Source organism: Bacteroides sp. OM05-12 (assembly GCF_003438995.1).
In the GTDB taxonomy this organism is placed as follows: Bacteria; Bacteroidota; Bacteroidia; order Bacteroidales; family Bacteroidaceae; genus Bacteroides.
The window spans coordinates 71,884-95,476 of the sequence record NZ_QSUN01000014.1 but is presented as its reverse complement, the minus strand read 5'-3'; the positions used below and the strand labels follow the sequence as shown (position 1 = coordinate 95,476).

Genomic DNA, 23,593 nt, shown 5'->3' with positions numbered 1-23,593 from the left:
CTATATATATTTATATTTATATAAATATAAATATATATAACGGAGTGGAAAAAGAGGAAGATAAAGAACAATAGTACGACTTGCACTACTATTTTAAAACGAACTCTTTGGAACGGAGCCATAAAGTAATAGCTGATTAACACGAAAATGAAATAAACGATAATAAACTGCATTATTTTACAGCTATAAAGCTATAAAATATAATTTTATTCCTATTTTTGCCATACATTATATAAAACAACTATATACCTATTTATTATTATGGCTAAAATAACTAAAGAAGCAGCATTGCTTTATCACTCACAGGGAAAGCCGGGAAAAATAGAAGTAGTCCCCACAAAACCTTATAGTACTCAAACCGATTTATCATTAGCATATTCTCCGGGCGTAGCAGAGCCCTGTCTGGAGATCGAGAAAAACCCGCAAGATGCCTATAAATACACAGCAAAAGGAAACTTAGTTGCAGTGATATCAAACGGAACAGCTGTACTAGGCTTAGGAGATATTGGGGCATTAAGTGGTAAACCTGTTATGGAAGGTAAAGGTTTGCTCTTCAAAATTTATGCAGGAATTGATATTTTTGACATCGAAGTCAATGAGAAAGATCCGGAAAAGTTCATCGAAGCGGTAAAAGCAATCGCACCGACATTCGGCGGTATCAATCTGGAAGATATTAAAGCTCCCGAATGTTTTGAAATAGAACAGCGCCTCAAAGAAGAGCTGGACATTCCGGTAATGCACGATGACCAACATGGCACTGCCATCATATCCAGCGCCGGATTGATCAATGCATTGGAAGTTGCAGGGAAAAGAATAGAAGACGTAAAAATTGTCGTAAACGGAGCCGGTGCTTCTGCCGTATCCTGTACCAAACTATATATTTCACTAGGTGCACGACTAGAAAATATCGTAATGCTAGACAGCAAAGGGGTGATTTCGAAAGCCCGCACCGATCTGAACGAACAAAAAAAATATTTCGCAACAAGCCGCACCGATATTCACACGCTGGCAGAGGCAATAAAGGGAGCAGACGTATTCCTTGGTTTATCCAAAGGCAATGTACTGACACAGGATATGGTACGTAGCATGGCTAAATCACCGATTGTATTTGCACTGGCCAATCCAATCCCTGAAATTTCTTATGAAGACGCAATGACTTCAAGACCGGATGTATTGATGGCAACCGGACGTTCCGATTATCCTAACCAAATAAATAATGTAATCGGTTTCCCCTACATTTTCCGAGGAGCTTTGGACACACAGGCTAAAGCTATCAATGAAGAAATGAAACTGGCAGCTGTAAGAGCTATTGCAGATCTTGCCAAACAAGCCGTACCGGATGTTGTAAACGAAGCCTATCATGTGAACAATTTCACTTTCGGTCCGGAATATTTCATTCCAAAGCCTGTAGACCCACGTTTAATCACAGAAGTATCCATAGCTGTGGCCAAAGCTGCTATGGACTCAGGCGTTGCCCGCAAACATATCGAAGATTGGGAGGCTTATCGTACCCGTTTGAAAGAACTAATGGGTTACGAATCAAAAATGACACGCCAGCTTTATGATACGGCACGCCGCAATCCACAACGTGTTGTTTTTGCAGAAGGCATCCACCCGAATATGCTAAAGGCCGCAGTAGAAGCAAAATCCGAAGGTATCTGTTATCCTATTTTGCTCGGGAATGACGAACGCATCCAGAAATTAGCAAGTGAATTGGAGCTAAGCCTTGAAGGTATCGAGATCATCAATCTGCGCCATGACAACGAGGCAGAACGCCGCGAACGTTACGCGCATATCCTTGCCGAAAAGCGAGGGCGCGAAGGAGCGACATTCGACGAAGCCAACGATAAAATGTTTGAGCGCAACTATTTCGGTATGATGATGGTCGAAACAGGAGATGCCGACGCATTCATCACCGGAGTATATACAAAATACTCCAATACCATCAAAGTTGCAAAAGAAGTTATAGGTATTCGTCCTGAATACAAGCATTTCGGAACCATGCATATTCTAAATTCCAAAAAGGGTGCGTATTTCCTTGCTGACACATTGATTAATCGCCACCCGGATACAGAAACATTGATCGATATTGCAAAATTAGCAGAACAAACCGTACGGTTCTTCAACCACACTCCGGTTATGGCAATGCTTTCTTATTCAAACTTCGGATCCGATCAAGACGGCAGCCCGGCATCTGTTCATCAAGCGGTAGAATATATGCAGAAGAATTACCCTGAACTCGCCATAGATGGAGAGATGCAGGTAAATTTCGCAATGAATACATCCTTGCGTGACGCAAAATATCCTTTCACACGTTTGGCGGGTAAAGAAGTAAACACCTTGGTATTTCCAAACCTCAGTTCCGCCAACTCCGGATACAAACTAATTCAGGCAATGTGTGACACAGAGCTTATCGGCCCTATCCAAATGGGGTTGAACAAGCCAATCCATTTCACCGATTTCGAGAGTTCTGTCCGTGACATCGTTAATATCACGGCTGTTGCAGTAATCGATGCAATTGTCGACAAAAAGAAAAAAGAGAATAAATAATCAAAAGGGTATGTTGTCAATTCTTAAAATAAAGACAACATACCCTTCTTTACTTAACCCAAAAGCCATAACACCTTCATCTAATGAGAAAGCCCTTATCAAAATCACAAATAGTTTGTCTCTTATTATTATGGATAGCAATATGCTACATTGTAATTGTTTCCGCACCACAAATAAACGGACCGGTCATCCTTTCAATAATAATTTCAGGAGCACTGGTCATTATTCCTTTATATAAAGCTTATAAAAAGAATAAATAATATCTTTTTAATCATTTCGTCTGATTAAATAAATCAATTTGATATTTAATACCGCATTTTATTTATAAAATGTTTGTTAGTTGGAATTTATTGTTTACTTTTGCAACCGTTCAAATCAAGAAACAAGAAATAACCAACAAAAGATTAGAATTATGAATGCAGCTAAGGTATTAGAAGATTTAAAAAGAAGGTTTCCTAATGAACCGGAGTATCATCAGGCAGTAGAAGAAGTTTTAAGTACAATCGAAGAAGAGTACAACAAACATCCCGAATTCGACAAAGCAAACCTAATCGAACGCCTGTGTATTCCTGATAGAGTTTACCAGTTCCGCGTGACATGGATGGATGATAAAGGTAATATCCAGACCAACATGGGATATCGCGTACAGCATAACAATGCTATCGGCCCGTATAAAGGCGGAATCCGTTTTCATGCTTCCGTAAATCTTGGAATCCTTAAATTCCTCGCTTTCGAGCAAACATTCAAAAATTCATTGACAACGCTTCCGATGGGTGGCGGTAAAGGAGGTTCCGATTTCTCTCCACGCGGCAAGTCAAATGCCGAGGTTATGAGATTTTGCCAAGCATTCATGCTGGAATTATGGCGTCACATCGGTCCTGAAACAGATGTACCGGCAGGAGACATTGGCGTAGGCGGTCGTGAAGTAGGTTTCATGTTCGGTATGTACAAAAAATTATCTCATGAATTTTCCGGAGTCTTAACAGGAAAAGGACGTGAGTTTGGTGGCTCATTAATTCGTCCGGAAGCTACCGGATATGGGAACATTTACTTCCTCATGGAAATGTTGAAAACAAAAGGGACTGATTTAAAAGGTAAGATATGCACAGTTTCCGGTTCCGGAAATGTTGCCCAATACACTGTAGAAAAGGTAATTGAATTAGGTGGTAAAGTCGTTACCATGTCAGACTCTGACGGATATGTATACGACCCAGACGGCATTGATCGCGAAAAGCTGGACTATATCATGGAACTAAAGAATCTGTATAGAGGCCGTATCCGTGAATATGCAGAGAAATATGGCTGCAAATATGTAGCAGGTGCTCGTCCGTGGAATGAAAAATGCGATATTGCACTTCCTTCCGCTACACAAAATGAGCTGACCGAAGATGATGCAAAAGCATTGGTTGCCAATGGGTGTATGGCAGTCAGCGAAGGAGCAAATATGCCTTCTACTCCGGGAGCCATCCGCGTATTCCAGGAAGCCAAGATTCTATATGCTCCGGGAAAAGCAGCCAATGCCGGCGGTGTATCTGTTTCCGGTCTTGAAATGACTCAGAACTCAATTAAATTAAGCTGGAGCGCAGAAGAAGTCGACGAAAAGTTGAAAAGCATCATGCAAAACATTCATGTAGCTTGCGTACAATATGGAAGTGAAGCAGATGGATATGTAAACTATGTAAAAGGTGCCAATGTAGCAGGTTTTATGAAAGTAGCCAAAGCCATGATGGCACAAGGCATTGTCTAAACTTAAATTTACCATATATTCTTTTTATGAATGTCCGTCCCTTAGTGGCGGACATTTTTATTTAGTCTGTTTTCTCAACAAACAAAACAATTAAAGCGTAAATACCCAAAAACAGTGATTTTATATTTTATAACATCTACCATAATACAGGAATCGCTATTAAAACATAACATTTTACATATCAGCGCTTTAGCGCAAATAAGAAATATCTTTATGCAATACAATTGAAATAATTTATTTAATTTTTTGGGATATTAAATAATAAAACATACATTTGCGGCGTAAAACATTTATTTATTAATCAATTAAAAATTAAAAAGCATGAACATTTTACGTGGATTTAAAGCTATTGCAGCGTTTATTTTAGTTGCTGCATTATTTGCTAGTTGTTCTGAAGATCAGACATCTTTATCTATCAGTGATATTCCAGGAACAGCAAAAGTTATAGGTAAACTTACTTATAGTGAGGGAGAAAGCTATAACACTATTACAAGCCAACTAGTAACAAATATCATTCCTGCAAGAGGAAAAAAAGTATTTGTTCAAGTATCAAATTCATCATTAGATCCGAATGGACAGGCAGACGGTTACGCTGTTTACGAAACAACAACAGATGACAAAGGAGAATTTGAAGTTGAAATCCCAGCAGTTATTGATGGCGTATCTGTATCTGTAAGAGCAGAATCTTTCACTGGTCAATATTCTGAACTTCAACGTTCTTCAACATCTATCAGCGGATGGGTTGAAGTTAAAAAGGATGTAGTTTATTCTTATTATTCATCTGGTAATTATGTTATGCCTAACGGTATTCTGGTGGCTGACGGTCAATACACTTACGTAGTTCGCTCAACCAACAATAACTACTAATCATAACGATTAAAACAGAAAATATGAAAAAATTAATATCAATTATAACAATCATTTGTTTACTTCCATTAATGGGAGTAAGTGCTCAGGAAAAAGCTGAAAAGCAATATCTTCCTGAAGAAGGAGACTGGGCTATAGGAATAGATGTTGTACCATTGTTGAAATATGTAGGTAATGCATTCAATGGTTCACAAGAAAATGAAATAGAAAGTCTTGGTGGAGCTCCATTTACAAAGAACAATAAAAACTTCAGAAACAGAATGCTTATGCCGGATGTTTCTATCATGGGGAAATATATGTTGACTGACGAATGGGCTTTACGTGCAAATGTTGGAATCATGGTTCGTTCGGAATATGACAGACGTTATGTAAAAGATGATAAAGCTGCTTTACTTAACCCATTAAGTAACGATAAAGTAATAGATAAAGCTCATCATTCAAGAAATGGTATGAGTATTGCTGTCGGCGCAGAATATCGTAAAGGTTCTAAAAGAGTTCAGGGTGTATTCGGAGCTGGATTGTTATTTGCGTTCCAAAACGATAAAACCACTTATAGCTGGGGAAATGAAATGACAACTATCAATCAAAATCCAAGCATTGCTTTTGATAGAAATAATGAAACTATGCTAGGCGATAACCGTATACTCAAAAACAATGGACAAGGTTCTGACTTTTATACAGGTATTACCGGTAGTGCAGGTGTTGAATGGTTTATCGCTCCTAAAATTTCTTTAGGCGCAGAAGTTAATCTAAGCCTATACTATCTGTTTGGAAACCAAACTTACATAGAAAGTGAAGGTTACAACACTTCTACTCAGAAAATTGAAACAAGAACGGATTTAGTATCACCGGGCAACAGAGGTTTCTATATCGGAACTGAAAGCTTAGGAGGTTCTCTTAACATGACGTTCTATTTCTAATAGATAAGCATTATTCATAATAGAAACAGGTAATTCTTTCCGAAGAATTACCTGTTTTTTGTTTTATCAAAACAAAGCGTTATCTTTGGCGCATGATCTTAATACATTAAAAATGAAAACGAAACACCTAATTCTAATGAGCGGAATGGCAATAATCAGTGCTTGCAGTTCAAAAACGACTTTGTCCTACCCTGAAGCTATTAAGGACAATACAGTGGATACTTATTTCGGAACAGAAGTTGCTGATCCATATCGTTGGCTCGAGAATGACACGTCACAAGCTACATCTGCATGGGTAAAAGCAGAAAATGACATCACCAATGCCTATCTGGCAAGAATTCCCTTTCGTAATAAGTTGAAAGAAAGACTAACCCAACTAACCAATTACGAAAAAATAGGTACACCATTCAAAAAGAATGGCAAATACTATTTCTACAAAAATGACGGACTACAAAACCAAAATGTACTTTATGTAAAAGAAACTCTCGATGGAGAAGCTAAAGTGCTATTAGACCCCAATAAACTATCAGATGATGGTACAGTTGCCCTCAATGGAATCTCTTTTTCCAAAGATGGGAAATATATGGCATACGCAATCTCACGTAGCGGTTCCGATTGGATAGAAATTTATGTTATCGACCTCGCAACAAGTGAGCTGACAGACGATCATATTTTATGGGCGAAATTCAGTGGTGCATCTTGGCAAGGCAACGGTTTTTATTACAGTGCTTATGATGCTCCAACAAATGGAAAAGAATATTCCAATATAAATGAGAACCATAAAGTCTACTATCATAAAATTGGCGATCCGCAATCAAAAGATCAATTAATCTATCAGAATCCTCAGTATCCTAAACGATTTTATTCTGCCAGCACCGATGAAGACGAGAAAATTCTATTTATTGACGAATCGGGAGCAGGAAGTGGGAACAACCTATCACTCAAAGATCTGACAAAAACAAATTCCCCACTTATCCCAATGACGGAAGATTACAATTTCATCTATATGCCGATCGAGGTTATAGGAAATACAATTTATATCCTCACCAATTATGATGCTCCAAAGTATCGTGTAATGACTGCGGATATAAATTCACCTAACATCCGGAATTGGAAAGAATTAGTTCCAGAAAATGAATCAGTACTCTCCGGCGCACAGATTATAGGAGGTAAGTTAATCCTGACTTATGATAAAGATGCCTCCAATCATGCTTACGTCTATGCATTGAATGGAGAACAAGAGCATGAGATTACGCTTCCGTCACTTGGTTCCGTTGGATTCAGTGGAAATAAAGATGACAAAGAAACATTCTACACTTTCACATCTTTCACTTTCCCGGGAACTATTTATAAATATGATATTGATAAAAACAAATCCGAACTTTATCTTAGCCCGAAGGTTGATTTCAACCCAGAAGAATTTGTCACCGAACAAATATTCTATACAAGCAAAGACGGAACTAAAGTTCCAATGTTCCTTACTTATAAGAAAGGTTTAAAACGCGACGGAAATAATCCTGTATTCCTCTATGGATATGGTGGCTTCAACGTTAGCCTCAACCCTTATTTCTCAACTATGCGACTACCATTTCTTGAAAATGGAGGTATTTATGTACAAACGAATTTGCGTGGCGGAAGTGAGTATGGAGAAGAATGGCATCAGGCAGGTATCAAAATGAATAAACAAAATGTATTCGATGATTTTATCTCTGCAGCAGAATACTTAATTAGCGAGAAGTATACGAACAAAGACAAAATCGCCATTGTAGGTGGTTCAAACGGAGGATTACTTATCGGAGCTTGTGTAAACCAACGCCCGGACTTATTTAAAGTAGCCATTCCACAAGTCGGAGTTATGGATATGCTCCGCTATCATAAATTTACCATCGGATGGAATTGGGCTAGTGATTACGGAACAAGCGAAGACAGTAAAGAAATGTTCGAGTATTTATATGCTTACTCTCCACTACATAATATTAAAAATGACGGAACTCCTTATCCGGCTATTATGATAACAACTGCAGATCATGACGATCGTGTGGTTCCAGCCCACTCTTTCAAATATGCAGCAACTTTACAGGCATCTAACACAGGAGATGCCCCGAAACTTATTCGCATAGAAAGTAAAGCCGGTCACGGAGGCGGCAAACCGATGAGTAAAATCATTGACGAAACAGCAGATATTTATGCTTTCATCTTATATAACATGGGATATAAGAATATAGAATAAACGATATTATATTAATATCTTAAATTAATGGTGTGCACCATCAAGGACGATGATGTACACCATTAATATTAATAAAAAACTAACTTAGCTATTTTGCAGAACAGTTATTCTTTTCCGGGCAACATCACCGCTCCTTTATTCTTCTTTCCATCCATCTTTACGACTAAAGGTTGGTCAAAATGGACATGACGAAGATATTGCGTTTCATGCTCTGCCGGAAGATTATTTAAAAATTCCTGATTATAAACCCCATCATTACGAAAAGCATTGATTGTAAAATAGCCGACTCCGAAAGAAGTGAGGTTTTGAAAGAAGTGTGTTCCCTGACTCGGGTCCACTCGATAATTTGTCAGCCCGGCTTCTACAATAACGCGAGCAGCAGATATATGCGGCCATTTCACCGGAATACCAAGCCACGTATCACTACTACCCCATCGTCCGGGTCCTACCAGAATATAACTCTTTCCTTTATCCAGGAACTCTCGATTCAGTTTTTCTATTTCATAAGCTATCAACTGATTATTAGAAGCACTGTATCCATCAGTTTTCACATATATAACATCTTGGATATCATTCATAATGCCATGTCCCAATGAATTTTCAGAACGTAATAAAACGTCCTCATCTTTAATTAAAGATAAATCCTCATCAAGCATCTCCTTACTATCCACTATCGGACGAATCTGTAACAAATAAAAGGTTCCGGTCTTTCCGTTTTCCATATTCAGTGTAGCTGCAAACTCAATCTCAACAGGACGCCTCATTTCATTCTGTCCATGCTCCAGCACTAATTGAAGAATACGGGCCAATGGAAAAACATCATGCTGAAGGATATTCGCAAAAGTTATTAGTTTTCTTCCACCCGGATAGTAACCGTCACGAATGATTTGATCATAAGGATCAAATGTAGAAGCAATATACCTCAATGAGCCATCCTTCTCCGCCTCCTTCACGTGAAGTTTCAAGAGATTAAACCCATCGTCAATAGAAAAATTATGACCGATATTCTTCATATCCAACACGTAAAATTGAGTTTGTGTCTCTCTTAGAGCTATATCTATTTCACTGGTTTGCAATATTCGATTCGGATGATATGGTGAAAAACGCAAAGTCATACCACCATCCACAATATATTTTCCCAACCCCAAAGCTAGGTTGACCGTACCTTCCTCAGGCTTCTCATCGCCAATAGGGTAATAATTCAACGAACGTGCCACGCCGGACATAGAAGGATAATAACGATCACCATACTGATTACCAACTACTTCTTGCAAAATGACAGCCATTTTTTCCTGATCTATCACATTCGAAGTCGCTTGCATATAAGCCTTACTGTCCCTATAATATACTGATGCATAAACTCCTTTTATCGCATCACTCAGCATACGGAGCATTTCATACTTATCATCCAGATAAGGAATCATATATGTAGAGTAGATTCCGGCAAAAGGTTGATAATGGGAATCTTCCAACAAGCTGGAAGAACGAATTGCAATAGGTGATTTTACCACATCAAAAAATGTAAAGAAATCCTCTACCAAACGATCGGGCAACTTCGCTTTCAAAAAACATTTCAAAATCACGTCATCATCTGCATCTGATAAAGCTATCTGGTACAAATTATTAGTATCCATAAACTCATCAAACACGTCCGTACACAGCACGACTGTTTTAGGGATGGCAACCTGGGCATTCTCAAACTGGTCAAACTCGGGGTGGTGTTTTATCATATTATCAATAAAAGCAAGTCCTCTACCCTTGCCTCCCAATGATCCGTCACCAATACGTGCAAAATTTGAATATCGATCAAAACGGTCACGTTTAAAAACAGCAACTACACCCTGATTCTTCATTTTACGATATTTCACGATTGCATCAAAAATAATACGTCGATGCGCATCAACATCCTGAAGACTATCCCAGGTTATCTGCTTCAAAAACTCTGCAACAGGAAACATTGCACGGGAATAAAGCCAACGCGATACATGATTGCGACTAATATGATAAAGAAAAGACTCTTTAGGGATAGCAAATACAACATTTTGCAGCTCTTTCAGATTGCGAACACGAGCAATTTCCTCCATTGTATCAGGATTACGAAAGATAAAATCGCCAAAACCGAAGTTATCAGACACCGCCCTTCGCAAATCAATATTCATTTTCTTCGAATTCTTATCAATAAAGCTCGCATTAAAACGAGCAGCATAAACCTTATTCTCCGTTTCCGAAGACTGGATTATAAGCGGAACAAACTCATCTTTCTTCCTAATCTCCGAACAAAGTTTTATACCTGCCAAAGCATCTTTTTCTCCTTTTCTCGGAAAACGAACATCTGTTATTACCCCCAATATATTATCAGCATACTTTTCATAAAGCTCCATCGCTTCCTCATATGTGCGTGCCAATGCTATTTTAGGACGCCCACGCATACGTAATGTCTGCTGATGTGCATTCAACGCTTCGGTTGAGAATTCTTGACTTTGCTTCAACACAAATTTGAACAGGTAAGGCAATACAGAAGAATAAAAACGAATTGAGTCCTCGACCAATAAAATCATTTGCACACCCACTTCCTTGACATCGTGTTCCAGGTTCATCTTATCCTCAATCAACTTAATGATAGAAAGCAGTAGATCTGTATTTCCCAACCAACAAAAAACATATTCGAAAGCACTTAAATCCTCATTCGCAATCCGTTTCGTGATGCCATGCGAAAAAGGCGTCAATACAACCAACGGTATATGCTCATATTTTGCTTTAATGCTACGGGCAATCTGGAATGTATCACTATTATCTGTTCCGGGCATACAGATCACCAAATCAAAAGGTATATTCGCCAACTGTTTCCACGCCTCCTCTTCCGTAGATACCTGAGTAAAACGCGGAGGATAACGCAAACTTAAATCAGTATATTCATTAAATATCTTTTCATCAATACGTCCGTCATCTTCCAACATAAATGCATCATAAGGATTGGCAATAAGTAAAACGTTAAAAATGCGCTTAGTCATTAAATTAACAAACGAAGTATCTTTAAAATATAGCTGACTTAATTTCAGTTTACTGAGCATAACGATTTGTTTTATATATAATAAGGTATAGCAAATTTGGGAATAATAATCGGGCTATGCAAGAAAAAAACATCAATAAAATATGCCACATAATATATTTTGAGGCTTAAACTATCTTTTTATCATTATTAACGCAAAATTTTATCGAAAACATTAGGACATTATTATAGAATCCCTATCTTTGCATACGTATTCGTTTACAAAATAACAATTAACCCTTAAAATTATAATACCATGAACATCGAACGAATCATGTCCTCTCTTGAGGCAAAACACCCCGGCGAACTTGAATATCTTCAGGCCGTAAGAGAAGTACTTATCTCTATTGAAGACATATATAATCAACACCCTGAGTTTGAAAAGGCTAAAATCATCGAACGCCTAGTAGAGCCGGATAGAATTTTCACATTCCGCGTGGCATGGGTAGATGATAAAGGCGAGGTACAAACCAACTTAGGTTATCGCGTTCAATTCAATAACGCAATAGGCCCGTACAAAGGTGGTATCCGTTTCCATGCATCAGTAAACCTTTCAATCCTTAAATTCTTAGGTTTCGAACAAACTTTCAAAAATGCTTTGACTACTCTCCCTATGGGTGGTGGTAAAGGTGGCTCAGATTTCTCTCCACGTGGTAAGAGCGATGCGGAAATTATGCGTTTCTGCCAAGCATTTATGTTGGAACTTTGGCGTCATATTGGTCCTGACATGGACGTTCCTGCCGGTGATATCGGTGTAGGTGGCCGTGAAGTAGGCTATATGTTTGGAATGTACAAAAAGTTAACCCGTGAATTTACAGGAACTTTAACCGGTAAAGGTTTGGAATTCGGTGGTTCACTAATACGTCCGGAAGCTACTGGTTTCGGTGGATTGTATTTCGTACATCAGATGCTTAAGGCAAAAGGTATCGATATTAAAGGTAAGACCGTAGGTGTTTCCGGTTTTGGTAACGTAGCATGGGGAGCTGTCACTAAAGCTACTCAATTAGGTGCTAAAGTTGTCACAATTTCAGGTCCTGACGGTTACATTTACGATCCGGATGGTATCAGCGGTGATAAGATTGATTATATGCTCGAACTTCGTTCATCCGGAAATGATATCGTAGCTCCATATGCAGAAAAATATCCGAATGCAAAATTCGTTGCAGGACGTCGTCCTTGGGAAGTTAAAGTAGACATTGCTCTTCCTTGCGCTACTCAAAACGAGTTGAACGGAGAAGATGCTCAACACTTAATCGACAATAAAGTAACTTGCGTTGGTGAAATTTCTAACATGGGATGTACTCCGGAAGCTATTGATAAATTCATCGAACATAAAATGTTGTATGCACCGGGTAAAGCTGTTAATGCTGGTGGTGTTGCTACATCCGGTTTGGAAATGTCTCAAAATGCCATGCACTTAAGCTGGGACGCAAATGAAGTAGACGAAAAACTTCACGGTATTATGTACGGAATCCACGAACAATGCGTAAGATACGGTACAGAACCTGACGGCTACATTAATTATGTGAAAGGTGCCAATATCGCCGGCTTCATGAAAGTAGCTCATGCTATGATGGCTCAAGGAATTGTTTAGTATTAAATAAATAGTTGAATTCTCGTTTAGTTGTATTTGTATTTTGTGTAAGCGTTATCCCCTTTTGTGAAAAAGCAGATAACGCTATTTTTATATGCATATTATTATTATCTTTGTGCGTATAAATAAATAAACAATTATGATAGCCATCGAACTAATAGGAGGATTGGATTCGCGCCTATACGAGCTTGTCGCCCCTTTGGTCATGAATCCGGAAGTACTGAGGCAGAATAGGAACTACCCATTCAAAACGACCAAAAAACATCAATGGCTTATTGCCATATCCCAAGAGAGCGTGATTGGATTTCTTCCAATGGAGATTAGAGACAAACAAGTCATTATCAACAATTACTATACGAAAGAAGAAAACCAAGAGGTTCTGGATCTATTAATAAAAAACGCGATCAAATTTTTCGGGGATGATTATTACCTGGTATCTGTAACCCAAAGACAGCACATTCCTACTTTCCTGCAAAATGGTTTTACTATTGAGTTGGAATGGAAGAATTACGTAAAAATGAAAAAAGCAGAATGAAAAAACAGCCGGACGATGCAAATGTGTATGATCTCGTACAAGAGAGACTAAAACTTATTTTTGCCGAATTCGACAATATTTATGTTTCTTTTTCGGGCGGTAAAGATAGTGGAGTACTTCTTAACCTCTGTATAGACTACATTAGGAAACATAATCTCAATCGACGTATCGGAGTATTTCATATGGATTATGAAGCACAATACCAAATGACAACCGATTACGTTGACCGAACGCTAGCACAAAATCGTGACATTATTGATGTTTACCGGGTATGTGTTCCATTCAGAGTAACAACCTGTGCATCTATGTATCAGGAATATTGGCGTCCGTGGGAAGAAGAACAACGTAGAATATGGGTAAGGGAACGTCCATTAGAATGTCTGGTAAAAGAAGACTTTCCTTTCTATACCGATGAAATGTGGGATTATGAGTTTCAAATAAAATTTGCCGAATGGTACCATAAAAAGAACGATGCTGTACGGACATGTTGTCTAGTAGGCATACGCACACAGGAAAGCCTCAACCGATGGAGAAGTATTTACGGGAGTAATCGCTATAACAGCTACCGTCGTCTGCAATGGATGCGAAAGCTCTATCCGGATGTTTATAATTCCTATCCTATCCATGATTGGAAAACTACTGATATATGGACAGCCAACGGAAGATTCCGATGGGATTACAATGAGATTTACGATCTATATTATAGAGCCGGAGTCCCAATTGAAAAGCAAAGAGTAGCCAGTCCCTTTATTTCAGCCGCACAAGAAACGTTGAAATTATATAAAGCAATAGATCCGCAAACATGGGGGAAAATGCTGGGCAGAGTAAACGGAGTGAACTTTACCGGCATTTACGGAGGGACAAAAGCGATGGGATGGCAAACCATAAAATTGCCGAAAGGATATACTTGGAAGAGATATATGTACTTCTTATTAGATACCCTTCCTCCCGAAACACGCCAAAATTATCTGAATAAATTGGCTGTCAGCATTGATTTCTGGAAAACAAAAGGTGGATGCCTTTCCAGAGAGACTATCAAAAAACTGAGAGATGCCGGAGTAGAGATACATGTAGAAAAAACAACAAATTATAAGACAGAGAAACTACCGGTAAAAATGGACTATCTGGATGACATCAATATCGCAGAGTTTCGCGAAATCCCCACTTACAAACGGATGTGCATCTGCATCATGAAAAATGACCACGCATGTAAGTATATGGGATTCGCTCTTAACAAAGGAGAAAGAGAAAGGAGAGAAAGAATTATCCAAAAATATAAGCATATATTAAAATCATGACAGAAAAAGAATACAAGAGTCCGGTTTATAATGTAAAATCGGTACCGGTAGAAAAGGTTAGGGCCAACAGCTATAACCCTAACCATGTTGCTCCTCCGGAGATGAAACTATTGGAACTTTCCATATGGGAAGACGGTTACACAATGCCTTGTGTGTGTTATTATATTAAAGGAGAAGATATATACGAGTTGGTAGATGGCTTTCACCGATATACCGTATTAAAGACTTCCAAAAGAATCTATGAACGGGAAAAAGGTCTTCTGCCTGTTGTTGTTATAGATAAAGACATCTCTAATCGGATAGCCTCTACTATACGCCACAACCGTGCCCGTGGAGTACATAGCATCGACTTGATGTGTGACATTGTCTCTGAATTAACTAAATCCGGAATGTCAGATGAGTGGATTATGAAGAATATAGGAATGGATAAAGACGAGCTACTACGTCTTAAACAGATTTCAGGCCTTGCAGAATTATTCGCAGACAAAGAATTCAGTATTCCCACGCCTTCCCTTTTCACTGACTACAAATGAGAAAAAACAAAAAAGGAATCTCCCATAACAGAAGATTCCTTTTCTTACATTTAATTTATTTACAATTATAACGCGCCAACTTCTTTTAATGCAGCATTCGTCTTGTGAACAGCAACGGCACTTGCAGCAAACTTAGCTTTTTCATCAGCATTAAGTTCCAATTCAACGATCTTTTCAATACCGTTCTTTCCTAAAATAACAGGAACACCAATACAAAGATCTGATTCCCCATATTCACCTTCCAAATATACTGAACAAGGAATCATCTTCTTCTGATCATGAATAATAGATTCAACTACATAAGCTCCTGCAGCACCCGGTGCATACCATGCAGAAGTTCCTAATAATTTAGTCAATGTAGCTCCACCAACCATTGTAGAAGCAACAACTTCATTCAATTTTTCTTCGCTCAACAATGTACTTACAGGAATACCTTTGTAAGTAGCCAAACGAGCCAACGGAATCATTGTTGTATCACCATGACCACCGATCACGATACCCTCTACTTCATTTGCATTGCAATTCAGAGCTTGAGATAAGAAATATTTAAAACGTGAGCTATCCAAAGCACCACCCATACCGATAATACGGTTCTTAGGTAATCCCAGTGATTTCAATGACAAATAAGTCATCGTATCCATCGGGTTGGAGATAACAACTAAAATTGCATTAGGAGAATATTTCAAGATGTTTGATGCTACAGACTTAACAATCCCTGCATTTACACCGATTAGTTCTTCACGAGTCATACCCGGTTTACGAGGTATACCAGAAGTAATAACAACAACATCAGAATTTGCAGTCTGAGCGTAATCATTTGTGCAACCAACAACTGTTGTATCAAAACCCAACAATTGAGCAGTTTGCATCATATCCATTGCTTTACCTTCGGAAACACCTTCCTTTACGTCAAGCATTACTACTTCGTCAGCTACTTCGTTGAAAGCAAGCACATTCGCACATGTAGCACCTACGTTACCTGCGCCTACTACGGTTACTTTTGACATAATTTTTATTTTTAAAAGTTGATAATAAGTTCGTTCTTTTAGTGGATGCAAATTTACATGTTATTCTGTATTAAAGAAAAATTTCCGTAATAATTTTAGTTAAAGTAAAGACCGCACTTTAATAAATAATTAATCTATGTTTAACCTTTTGCTTATCCATGCAAAAAACACTACATTTGCCACCAATTCAAAACAGATAAACTATGGGAAATAAGAAAGGCTTAGTTATCAGCTCTTTAATAATACTCGTCATTGCTATCATCGCTGTGACTTATCTTTTGTTTCAAGAAAAGAAAGAGAAAAGTGATATGACACAACTGTTCGATCTTGAAAAAGAAGAAATGGAGAACGAATATACCCGTTTTGCCAACCAATATGATGAATTACAATATCAACTATCCAACGACTCGCTGATTAATGTTTTGGAAAGTGAAAAAATAAAGACACAACGTCTTTTAGAAGAACTTCGCTCTGTCAAGACCACCAATGCAAAAGAAATCATGCGCTTGAAAAAAGAGCTTGCTACGGTTCGTTCCGTACTGAGAACTTATATCGTACAAATAGACTCCCTTAACAGAGTCAATCAAGTCTTGAAAGAAGAAAATAAGCAAGTACGGCAGAAATACAGCGAAGCTGCAAGGCAAATCACCAATCTTGCCGAAGAGAAAAAGAAACTGAACGAAAAAGTAGAACTTGCGTCCCAACTCGATGCAACCAACATATGGATTAAAGCAAAGAACAAGCGCGACAAGGAAGCCAAGAAGGTAAAAGACGTGGTAAAATTCGCAATAGGTTTCACCATAGTTAAGAATATCAGCGCACCGACAGGTGAACGTACTTTGTATATCCGCATTACCAAACCTGATAACGACGTACTGACAAAGAGCCAATCAAATACTTTCCAATATGAAAACCGTACCCTCAACTATTCAATAAAGAAATATATTGAATACACAGGCGAAGAACAAAATGTAACTGTTTATTGGAATGTGGAAGAATTCCTGTATGCCGGAACTTATCGTGTAGACATCTTTGCCGACGGGATATTGATAGGCTCGCAGAGGTTTACACTTGATTAATTTGAATTACGTATAGAGTACATGCATCCTTCAGCTTTAGTGATTAGAAAGTATCGCAATCACTAAAACTGAAGGATTTTAGTTTATTATCTCCCAAAATTAAATAAGGAAGACTCAGTTCTCGCACCATCCATCAGTTTCTCCAGCTCCTTGACCTTTGCCGGATATTTTCGAGCTAAATTATTATCCTCGTGCACATCTTTCTTCAAATCATATAATTCTAATATCGTTTCCCCAACTATCGGTTGGCGAATAAGTTTCCATTTCCCGCTACGCAATGCTTCACGTCCGTTCTGTTCATGAAATTCCCAATAAAGATATTTGTGTTGTTTCTGTCCCTTTCTTGAGAGCAACGTCGGTAAAAATGAAATTCCGTCTCCTGCAACGGGCAAGCTGGCTTCCGTCAATTCCGCTAAAGTAGGCATCACATCCCAAAAGGCACTGACATGATCGGATTTAACTCCTTCTTTAATCTTACCGGGACACCAGGCAATCATCGGTACACGGATTCCTCCCTCATACACATCACGTTTCACTCCTTTGAAAGGACCATAGCTATCAAAATAATCCGGATTGGCACCTCCTTCACGATGCGGACCATTATCACTTGCAAATATTACAATCGTATTTTTGTCTAACCCCAACTCTTTCAATTCCGCGATTACATCACCCACATACTTATCCAATCGGGTTACCATCGCCGCAAATGAAGCATACGGTTTCTCCGAAGGATGATACCCCATCTTCCCGTCATAAGGAACTTCTTCAAAAGCATTCTCATACATTTTATATATAGAATCATGCGGAAGGTTCAGTTCGGCATGGGGCAATGTATAAGTGAGCATGGCAAAGAACGGTTCTTCCTTATTTTTCAGAATAAACTTCATTGCTTCCTCATGTATCAAGTCTTGGGAATAGATTTTGCGCCCTTCTTTCATATTTGCCTCGAAGTCTACTCTCGTATCATTATGCCACAGATGATCAGGATAATAGCTATGGGCTTGTCGCTGACAGTTATATCCATAAAACTCATCAAAGCCCATTTTAAGAGGAGTAGATGAAGAACCGGGGTAGCCCAACCCCCATTTTCCAAAGATTCCCGTTTTATATCCTGCCGACTTCATCAGTTTAGCCAGTGTATACGTATCCTCCGCCATCGGTTGCTGTCCTTCCGGCTTGACTTCCTTATTCCCTCGAATCTGCGCATGGCCTGTATGCAGGCCCGTCATCAATGAACATCGGGAAGGAGCACTAACCGTACATCCGGCATAATGGTGCATAAACTGCATTCCTTCCTGTGCCAAACGATCAATATTGGGTGTTTTTATTTTCTGCTGACCATAACAACCAATATCACCATAACCTAAATCATCCGCCAATATATAAACGACATTCATTTTAACCGGTTCACTGGCATACAAAGACACTCCCGCCAATAACGAACCTCCCAGGCATAATACAATTCTGTTTTTCATAATTTATCTTTTAGCAATTAAGTAAAAGCAAAGATAAATAAGAATACGGCAAAGGATGTTTGAAAAAATCCAAAAGTTTTCCATTAATGTCCAGACTTATCTGCCATAAAAACACTATTTTTGCAGAAAATATATAATATTATGATACAGTCCATGACCGGATATGGCAAAGCAACCGCCACATTCGCTGATAAAAAGATTAATGTAGAAATAAAGTCTCTGAATAGCAAAGCAATGGATCTTTCCGCACGCATAGCTCCGCTTTACAGAGAGAAAGAAATTGAAATACGCAATGAAGTAGCCAAATTCCTGGAAAGAGGAAAGATCGATTTGAGCCTTTGGATCGAAAAAGACACTACGGAAAGTGGCACTCCTATCAACACGGCAGTTTTCGAGAGCTATTATAATCAAATCAAGCAATTGGCCGACAGCATGCAGATACCTGTTCCAGCAGATTGGTTCCAAGTTGTACTTCGTATGCCGGACGTGATGACGAAAGTCGAGATACAGGAACTTTCTGAGGAAGAATGGGAAGTAGTGCACAAAGTTATTATCGAAGCAATCGAACATCTGGTAGATTTCCGCAAACAGGAAGGCGCTGCTTTAGAGAAGAAATTCACAGAGAAAATCAATAATATCCATCAGCTGTTGGACTCTGTAACCCCATACGAAAAAGAGCGCGTAGATAAAGTGAAAGAACGCATTATCGACGCTCTCGAAAAAACAATCAGTGTGGATTATGATAAGAACCGTTTGGAGCAGGAACTGATCTATTACATTGAGAAATTGGATATTAACGAAGAAAAACAACGTTTGGCCAATCATCTGAAATATTTCATGACCACTTTGGAAAGCGGGAACGGACAAGGAAAGAAACTTGGCTTCATCGCTCAGGAAATGGGACGCGAGATTAATACAATGGGAAGCAAATCCAACCATGCCGAAATGCAGAAGATTGTCGTTCAAATGAAAGACGAATTAGAACAGATTAAAGAACAGGTATTAAACGTAATGTAATGAAAAACGGTAAGTTAATTATCTTTTCTGCCCCTTCCGGTTCCGGGAAATCGACAATCATCAATCACCTGCTGACACAGAATCTGAATCTTGCCTTTTCTGTTTCCGCAACCAGCCGTGCGCCACGAGGAACAGAAAAAGACGGAGTGGAATATTATTTCCTTACCCCGGAAGAATTCAGAAAGCGCATTGCAAACAATGAGTTCTTGGAATACGAGGAGGTATATGAAAACCGCTTTTACGGAACACTGAAAGCTCCGATAGAAAAACAGCTTGCCGAAGGTTTCAATGTAGTATTCGATGTCGATGTGGTAGGAGGATGCAACATTAAGAAATATTATGGAGAACGCGCCTTATCTGTATTCATCCAGCCTCCCAGCATAGAAGAATTAAGAAAACGGCTTGTCGGGCGTGCGACCGATGCACCGGAAGTTATTGAAAGCCGCATTGCAAAAGCAGAATTCGAGCTTAGATTCGCCAACAAATTCGACGTTATTGTTGTTAACGATGATTTGGAAACTGCCAAAGTAAAAGCCTTAAAAACAATAAAAGAGTTCTTGGAAAAATAACCCGCATGAAATTGAAAACAGGAATATTCGGTGGTTCGTTCAACCCTATCCATATCGGACACTTAGCACTGGCTAATTATCTGTGTGAATTTGAAGGATTGGACGAACTATGGTTTATGGTTACGCCTCAGAACCCGTTAAAGCAAGAAACTGAATTATTAGATGACGAAACAAGACTGCATCTCGTAAAATCCGCCATTCAAGGCTATCCTAAGTTCAAAGCGTCCGATTTTGAATTTCACTTGCCCAAGCCTTCCTACACAATAGATACATTGGATGAACTCAGAAAAGCTTTTCCCGAAAGAGAGTTTTATCTGATTATCGGAGCTGATAATTGGTCTATCTTCAATAAATGGAAAGACCACCAGCGTATTTTAGACGAAAGCCAACTGTTTATTTATCCACGCAAAGGATACGAAATAGAAGAAAGCAAACTCCCCGCCAACGTCCGGTTGGTAAAAGCTCCGGAAATGGAAATCAGTTCTACCTTTATAAGAGAAGCAATAAAACAAGGAAAAGATATCCGATATTTTTTACCTCCCCATGTATATGATGAGATAAGCCGAAAACTCTAAAGGTTATCACTACTACATCTAACAGATCTGCCCTCAATGTCTAACCACATTCGTCCGGAACTATACACAAAAAGAAGTAGGGCATTCGACTGAAAGACGTAGTGCGCCAGGCATAAAGATGTAGTGCATTTTTATGAGTCGTGCAAAAAGCGCGACAAATTTTCAAGGCTCATAAGGGAGATTAATGTCACAAGTTTTCTTATTCGGGGCTTTTTAAAAGATAAAGCACTGGTAATGAGCTCCGCGACAAAAATTTCATAGGGGGTTATAAAACTATTAAAATATATACCTATTTTACCCGATGAAGTCTGATAAGAACTACCTCGCTGGGAGCAAACAGACGAAAGTTCATCCAGGAAGTACCTAAACCATTCGTGATAATCACAGGAATCCCTTTTGAATTCTCTTTCTTTCCGGTACGAAAACGTTGTCCATAACGTGAACCGGTCTTCGGTGCATAAAGTCCGAATAAAGTGATTTGTCCACCGTGTGTATGTCCCGCCAAGGCAAGATCGGTATTCGAAATATCCACATCTTCCGCGTAATCAGGCGTATGAGTGAGAAGGATAACAAAATCTTCCGGCTTCAAAGCCAAAGTCGGTGAGGTTCCATTAGCCGATAAATTGAAAGGGTTGCGCACACCCGAGATGATAATCCTTTCATGCCCAATAGATAATGTATCATTCTCATGTTCAAGTATACGTATGCCAACCCTCTCCATTTGTTCTATGATTTCATCATGACAACGTTCGTGATCATTATTTCCCATCACGCCGATTGTACCGAAACGCGTCTTTATTTCTGCCAACCGCCTTACTAATTCCGGCACATACTCACATCCTTCCTGATAATCACCACCCAACAGAAAGACATCTGCATTCAGTGCATTAACGGTATTTACCAATCCTGCCAATTCTTTCTCCTTGAATTTACTTTTGTAGTGCAGATCCGAAGCAAAAGCTATACGAAAGCCATCAAACGAATCAGGTATATCCGCATGATAGAAATCATATTCTTTTATTCTCGCCATACCTTGATGAGAAAGAGTATTCGTCGTCCCGCAAGAACTTAACAATAAAAGCACTCCCAAACAAAAGAATAATAACTTCTTCATTTTATAATTATTTCCGGCAAATATAATAATTTGTATCTTTGCCTACTCCAAACAATCAGGAAAAATGGAAAAGATCAAAATCAATTCGATAAAGGCCTGGATACTCGCCGCCCGTCCCAAAACATTAGCCGGTGCAGCAACTCCGGTTATGATAGGGACTTCTATTGCATACATGGACGGAAAGTTCCAATGGTTGCCGGCTTGCATCTGTTTACTTTTTGCCTTTTTAATGCAAATAGTCGCCAACTTCATCAATGACCTGTTTGATTTTCTAAAAGGAACGGATAGAGAAGACCGGTTAGGTCCTAAACGAGCTTGTGCACAAAACTGGATTTCACCACAAGCTATGAAGACCGGAATCATAGTGACAACAGTACTTGCCTGTGCTTTTGGAAGCATTCTCCTACTCTATGCCGGATGGGAACTTATCATAGTAGGAATTGTTTGTGTTCTCTTTGCATTCTTATATACCACCGGTCCTTATCCCTTATCTTATCATGGATGGGGAGATTTATTAGTTTTAGTCTTCTTCGGTTTTGTACCCGTAGGATGCACCTATTATGTACAAGCACATAGTTGGACACCCACTGTCACTATCGCTTCATTGATATGCGGATTTGTAATAGACACATTATTAGTTATAAACAACTATCGTGACCGGGAAGCGGATGAAAAAAGTGGAAAGAAGACAATCATTGTACGTTTCGGTGAACCATTCGGACGATATCTATATCTGTTCTTAGGAATCTTTGCCGCATTACTCTGTCTCTTATTCCTAAAAGGGGGAAACCTTTATGCTGCATTATTGCCACAGATTTATTTAATCCCACACGTACTCACGTGGAAAAAGATGGTAAAGATTTATCAAGGAAAAGCCCTCAATAAGATATTAGGAGAAACGTCACGTAATATGTTATTACTGGGGATCTTGCTTTCTTTAGGAATGATATTGGCTAGAGTTTATTGATAAGCACCACTGCATAGGCGGATATTCCTTCTTCGCGGCCGGTAAATCCGAGTTTTTCCGTTGTTGTAGCTTTAATTGAAATATCCTCTTCTTCAATCCCCATGACCTGTGCCATGATCTGTTGCATCCGGGGGATATGAGCCTTCAATTTAGGGCGTTCCGCACATATCGTTGCATCAATATTCCCTATTTCATATCCTTTATCCCGAATTAAGGTAACAGTTTTCTTCAACAGCACTTTACTATCAATATTCTTATATTCTCCCGCCGTATCCGGAAAATGATAACCAATATCACGCATATTAGCTGCTCCGAGTATCGCATCACATACGGCATGAATCAAAACATCGGCATCCGAATGCCCCAATAGCCCTTTTTCATGTTGTAATTGTATGCCTCCCAGCCACAGTTCACGTCCTTCGACTAATGCATGTACATCATATCCAAACCCGACACGTATCTTCATC

19 protein-coding genes are annotated in these 23,593 nt (G+C 38.9%); 14 read left to right on the top strand and 5 right to left on the bottom strand.

Going from position 1 to position 23,593, the window contains the following annotated elements; translation table 11 throughout:
* The first annotated feature begins 261 nt into the window (after positions 1 to 261).
* The 5 genes from DXB63_RS11810 to DXB63_RS11790 all read left to right on the top strand — a co-directional run bounded on the left by DXB63_RS11810 (position 262) and on the right by DXB63_RS11790 (position 8,314).
* Positions 262 to 2,550, top strand: coding sequence for an NADP-dependent malic enzyme (locus DXB63_RS11810; RefSeq protein ID WP_122126621.1), 2,289 nt, complete (start codon positions 262 to 264; stop codon positions 2,548 to 2,550).
* A 412-nt stretch (positions 2,551 to 2,962) separates the two neighbouring features.
* Entirely contained in the window at positions 2,963 to 4,297 is a 1,335-nt protein-coding gene (locus DXB63_RS11805) for an NADP-specific glutamate dehydrogenase (protein ID WP_122126626.1), read from the top strand.
* 321 nt (positions 4,298 to 4,618) lie between these two features.
* On the top strand, positions 4,619 to 5,164 hold the full coding sequence (locus DXB63_RS11800; RefSeq protein ID WP_122126620.1) for a hypothetical protein: 546 nt from the start codon (positions 4,619 to 4,621) through the stop codon (positions 5,162 to 5,164).
* A gap of 23 nt (positions 5,165 to 5,187) precedes the next feature.
* Positions 5,188 to 6,084, top strand: a complete 897-nt coding sequence (locus DXB63_RS11795; protein ID WP_122126619.1) for a hypothetical protein — start codon at positions 5,188 to 5,190, stop codon at positions 6,082 to 6,084.
* Positions 6,085 to 6,220: 136 nt separating this feature from the next.
* On the top strand, positions 6,221 to 8,314 hold the full coding sequence (locus DXB63_RS11790) for a prolyl oligopeptidase family protein (RefSeq protein ID WP_369869608.1): 2,094 nt from the start codon (positions 6,221 to 6,223) through the stop codon (positions 8,312 to 8,314).
* A 104-nt stretch (positions 8,315 to 8,418) separates the two neighbouring features.
* Here the strand turns inward: DXB63_RS11790 and DXB63_RS11785 are convergent, their stop codons facing one another.
* Positions 8,419 to 11,385 (bottom strand): PEP/pyruvate-binding domain-containing protein, encoded by a 2,967-nt coding sequence (locus tag DXB63_RS11785; protein WP_122126617.1) that lies wholly within the window; start codon positions 11,383 to 11,385, stop codon positions 8,419 to 8,421.
* A 234-nt stretch (positions 11,386 to 11,619) separates the two neighbouring features.
* Between DXB63_RS11785 and gdhA the strand changes: the two genes are divergently transcribed.
* The 4 genes from gdhA to DXB63_RS11765 all read left to right on the top strand — a co-directional run bounded on the left by gdhA (position 11,620) and on the right by DXB63_RS11765 (position 15,323).
* A complete protein-coding gene (gdhA, locus tag DXB63_RS11780) occupies positions 11,620 to 12,957 on the top strand; it encodes an NADP-specific glutamate dehydrogenase (RefSeq protein WP_122126616.1) in 1,338 nt (445 codons plus the stop codon).
* Positions 12,958 to 13,096: 139 nt separating this feature from the next.
* A complete protein-coding gene (locus DXB63_RS11775) occupies positions 13,097 to 13,492 on the top strand; it encodes a hypothetical protein (RefSeq protein WP_122126615.1) in 396 nt (131 codons plus the stop codon).
* Positions 13,489 to 14,790 (top strand): DUF3440 domain-containing protein, encoded by a 1,302-nt coding sequence (locus DXB63_RS11770; protein WP_122126625.1) that lies wholly within the window; start codon positions 13,489 to 13,491, stop codon positions 14,788 to 14,790. Before DXB63_RS11775 ends, DXB63_RS11770 begins: the two co-directional genes overlap by 4 nt.
* Positions 14,787 to 15,323, top strand: coding sequence for a ParB/RepB/Spo0J family partition protein (locus DXB63_RS11765; RefSeq protein WP_122126614.1), 537 nt, complete (start codon positions 14,787 to 14,789; stop codon positions 15,321 to 15,323). Before DXB63_RS11770 ends, DXB63_RS11765 begins: the two co-directional genes overlap by 4 nt.
* Before the next feature lie 65 nt (positions 15,324 to 15,388).
* Here DXB63_RS11765 and mdh read toward each other — a convergent pair whose 3' ends face one another.
* Positions 15,389 to 16,330, bottom strand: coding sequence for a malate dehydrogenase (gene mdh / locus DXB63_RS11760; RefSeq protein WP_122126613.1), 942 nt, complete (start codon positions 16,328 to 16,330; stop codon positions 15,389 to 15,391).
* 203 nt (positions 16,331 to 16,533) lie between these two features.
* Here mdh and DXB63_RS11755 point away from each other — a divergent pair, with 203 nt between their 5' ends.
* Positions 16,534 to 17,409 (top strand): hypothetical protein, encoded by an 876-nt coding sequence (locus DXB63_RS11755; RefSeq protein WP_122126612.1) that lies wholly within the window; start codon positions 16,534 to 16,536, stop codon positions 17,407 to 17,409.
* An 86-nt stretch (positions 17,410 to 17,495) separates the two neighbouring features.
* On the opposite strand, the gene DXB63_RS11750 is transcribed toward DXB63_RS11755, so the two are convergent.
* Complete coding sequence (locus tag DXB63_RS11750) at positions 17,496 to 18,884, bottom strand: arylsulfatase (RefSeq protein ID WP_122126611.1); 1,389 nt, start codon at positions 18,882 to 18,884, stop codon at positions 17,496 to 17,498.
* Positions 18,885 to 19,025: 141 nt separating this feature from the next.
* Between DXB63_RS11750 and DXB63_RS11745 the strand changes: the two genes are divergently transcribed.
* From DXB63_RS11745 to nadD, 3 genes are read left to right on the top strand one after another with little or no spacing between them, the layout of a single operon-like run.
* Entirely contained in the window at positions 19,026 to 19,901 is an 876-nt protein-coding gene (locus DXB63_RS11745) for a YicC/YloC family endoribonuclease (protein WP_122126610.1), read from the top strand.
* Entirely contained in the window at positions 19,901 to 20,470 is a 570-nt protein-coding gene (gene gmk, locus DXB63_RS11740; RefSeq protein WP_122126609.1) for a guanylate kinase, read from the top strand. Before DXB63_RS11745 ends, gmk begins: the two co-directional genes overlap by 1 nt.
* Before the next feature lie 5 nt (positions 20,471 to 20,475).
* Entirely contained in the window at positions 20,476 to 21,045 is a 570-nt protein-coding gene (nadD, locus tag DXB63_RS11735) for a nicotinate (nicotinamide) nucleotide adenylyltransferase (protein WP_122126608.1), read from the top strand.
* Between the two features lie 289 nt (positions 21,046 to 21,334).
* Here nadD and DXB63_RS11730 read toward each other — a convergent pair whose 3' ends face one another.
* The gene (locus tag DXB63_RS11730; RefSeq protein WP_122126607.1) at positions 21,335 to 22,159 is read right to left on the bottom strand and encodes a metallophosphoesterase; all 825 of its coding nucleotides are present in this window, start codon (positions 22,157 to 22,159) and stop codon (positions 21,335 to 21,337) included.
* 64 nt (positions 22,160 to 22,223) lie between these two features.
* On the opposite strand from DXB63_RS11730, the gene DXB63_RS11725 reads away from it, so the two are divergent.
* Complete coding sequence (locus DXB63_RS11725) at positions 22,224 to 23,126, top strand: 1,4-dihydroxy-2-naphthoate polyprenyltransferase (protein WP_122126606.1); 903 nt, start codon at positions 22,224 to 22,226, stop codon at positions 23,124 to 23,126.
* Here DXB63_RS11725 and ispF read toward each other — a convergent pair.
* Positions 23,113 to 23,592: a 2-C-methyl-D-erythritol 2,4-cyclodiphosphate synthase gene (gene ispF, locus DXB63_RS11720; RefSeq protein WP_122126605.1), complete on the bottom strand. Its 480-nt coding sequence runs from the start codon at positions 23,590 to 23,592 to the stop codon at positions 23,113 to 23,115. The genes DXB63_RS11725 and ispF overlap by 14 nt on opposite strands.
* Position 23,593: the final 1 nt, after the last annotated feature.

What these genes read in the sequence shown, in the direction of transcription:
- DXB63_RS11810 (WP_122126621.1), top strand. Translation starts at nt 262, where the DNA reads ATGGCTAAAATAACTAAAGAAGCAGCATTGCTTTATCACTCACAGGGA.
- DXB63_RS11805 (WP_122126626.1), top strand. Translation starts at nt 2,963, where the DNA reads ATGAATGCAGCTAAGGTATTAGAAGATTTAAAAAGAAGGTTTCCTAAT.
- DXB63_RS11800 (WP_122126620.1), top strand. Translation starts at nt 4,619, where the DNA reads ATGAACATTTTACGTGGATTTAAAGCTATTGCAGCGTTTATTTTAGTT.
- DXB63_RS11795 (WP_122126619.1), top strand. Translation starts at nt 5,188, where the DNA reads ATGAAAAAATTAATATCAATTATAACAATCATTTGTTTACTTCCATTA.
- DXB63_RS11790 (WP_369869608.1), top strand. Translation starts at nt 6,221, where the DNA reads ATGAGCGGAATGGCAATAATCAGTGCTTGCAGTTCAAAAACGACTTTG.
- DXB63_RS11785 (WP_122126617.1), bottom strand. Translation starts at nt 11,385, where the DNA reads ATGCTCAGTAAACTGAAATTAAGTCAGCTATATTTTAAAGATACTTCG.
- gdhA (WP_122126616.1), top strand. Translation starts at nt 11,620, where the DNA reads ATGAACATCGAACGAATCATGTCCTCTCTTGAGGCAAAACACCCCGGC.
- DXB63_RS11775 (WP_122126615.1), top strand. Translation starts at nt 13,097, where the DNA reads ATGATAGCCATCGAACTAATAGGAGGATTGGATTCGCGCCTATACGAG.
- DXB63_RS11770 (WP_122126625.1), top strand. Translation starts at nt 13,489, where the DNA reads ATGAAAAAACAGCCGGACGATGCAAATGTGTATGATCTCGTACAAGAG.
- DXB63_RS11765 (WP_122126614.1), top strand. Translation starts at nt 14,787, where the DNA reads ATGACAGAAAAAGAATACAAGAGTCCGGTTTATAATGTAAAATCGGTA.
- mdh (WP_122126613.1), bottom strand. Translation starts at nt 16,330, where the DNA reads ATGTCAAAAGTAACCGTAGTAGGCGCAGGTAACGTAGGTGCTACATGT.
- DXB63_RS11755 (WP_122126612.1), top strand. Translation starts at nt 16,534, where the DNA reads ATGGGAAATAAGAAAGGCTTAGTTATCAGCTCTTTAATAATACTCGTC.
- DXB63_RS11750 (WP_122126611.1), bottom strand. Translation starts at nt 18,884, where the DNA reads ATGAAAAACAGAATTGTATTATGCCTGGGAGGTTCGTTATTGGCGGGA.
- DXB63_RS11745 (WP_122126610.1), top strand. Translation starts at nt 19,026, where the DNA reads ATGATACAGTCCATGACCGGATATGGCAAAGCAACCGCCACATTCGCT.
- gmk (WP_122126609.1), top strand. Translation starts at nt 19,901, where the DNA reads ATGAAAAACGGTAAGTTAATTATCTTTTCTGCCCCTTCCGGTTCCGGG.
- nadD (WP_122126608.1), top strand. Translation starts at nt 20,476, where the DNA reads ATGAAATTGAAAACAGGAATATTCGGTGGTTCGTTCAACCCTATCCAT.
- DXB63_RS11730 (WP_122126607.1), bottom strand. Translation starts at nt 22,159, where the DNA reads ATGAAGAAGTTATTATTCTTTTGTTTGGGAGTGCTTTTATTGTTAAGT.
- DXB63_RS11725 (WP_122126606.1), top strand. Translation starts at nt 22,224, where the DNA reads ATGGAAAAGATCAAAATCAATTCGATAAAGGCCTGGATACTCGCCGCC.
- ispF (WP_122126605.1), bottom strand. Translation starts at nt 23,592, where the DNA reads ATGAAGATACGTGTCGGGTTTGGATATGATGTACATGCATTAGTCGAA.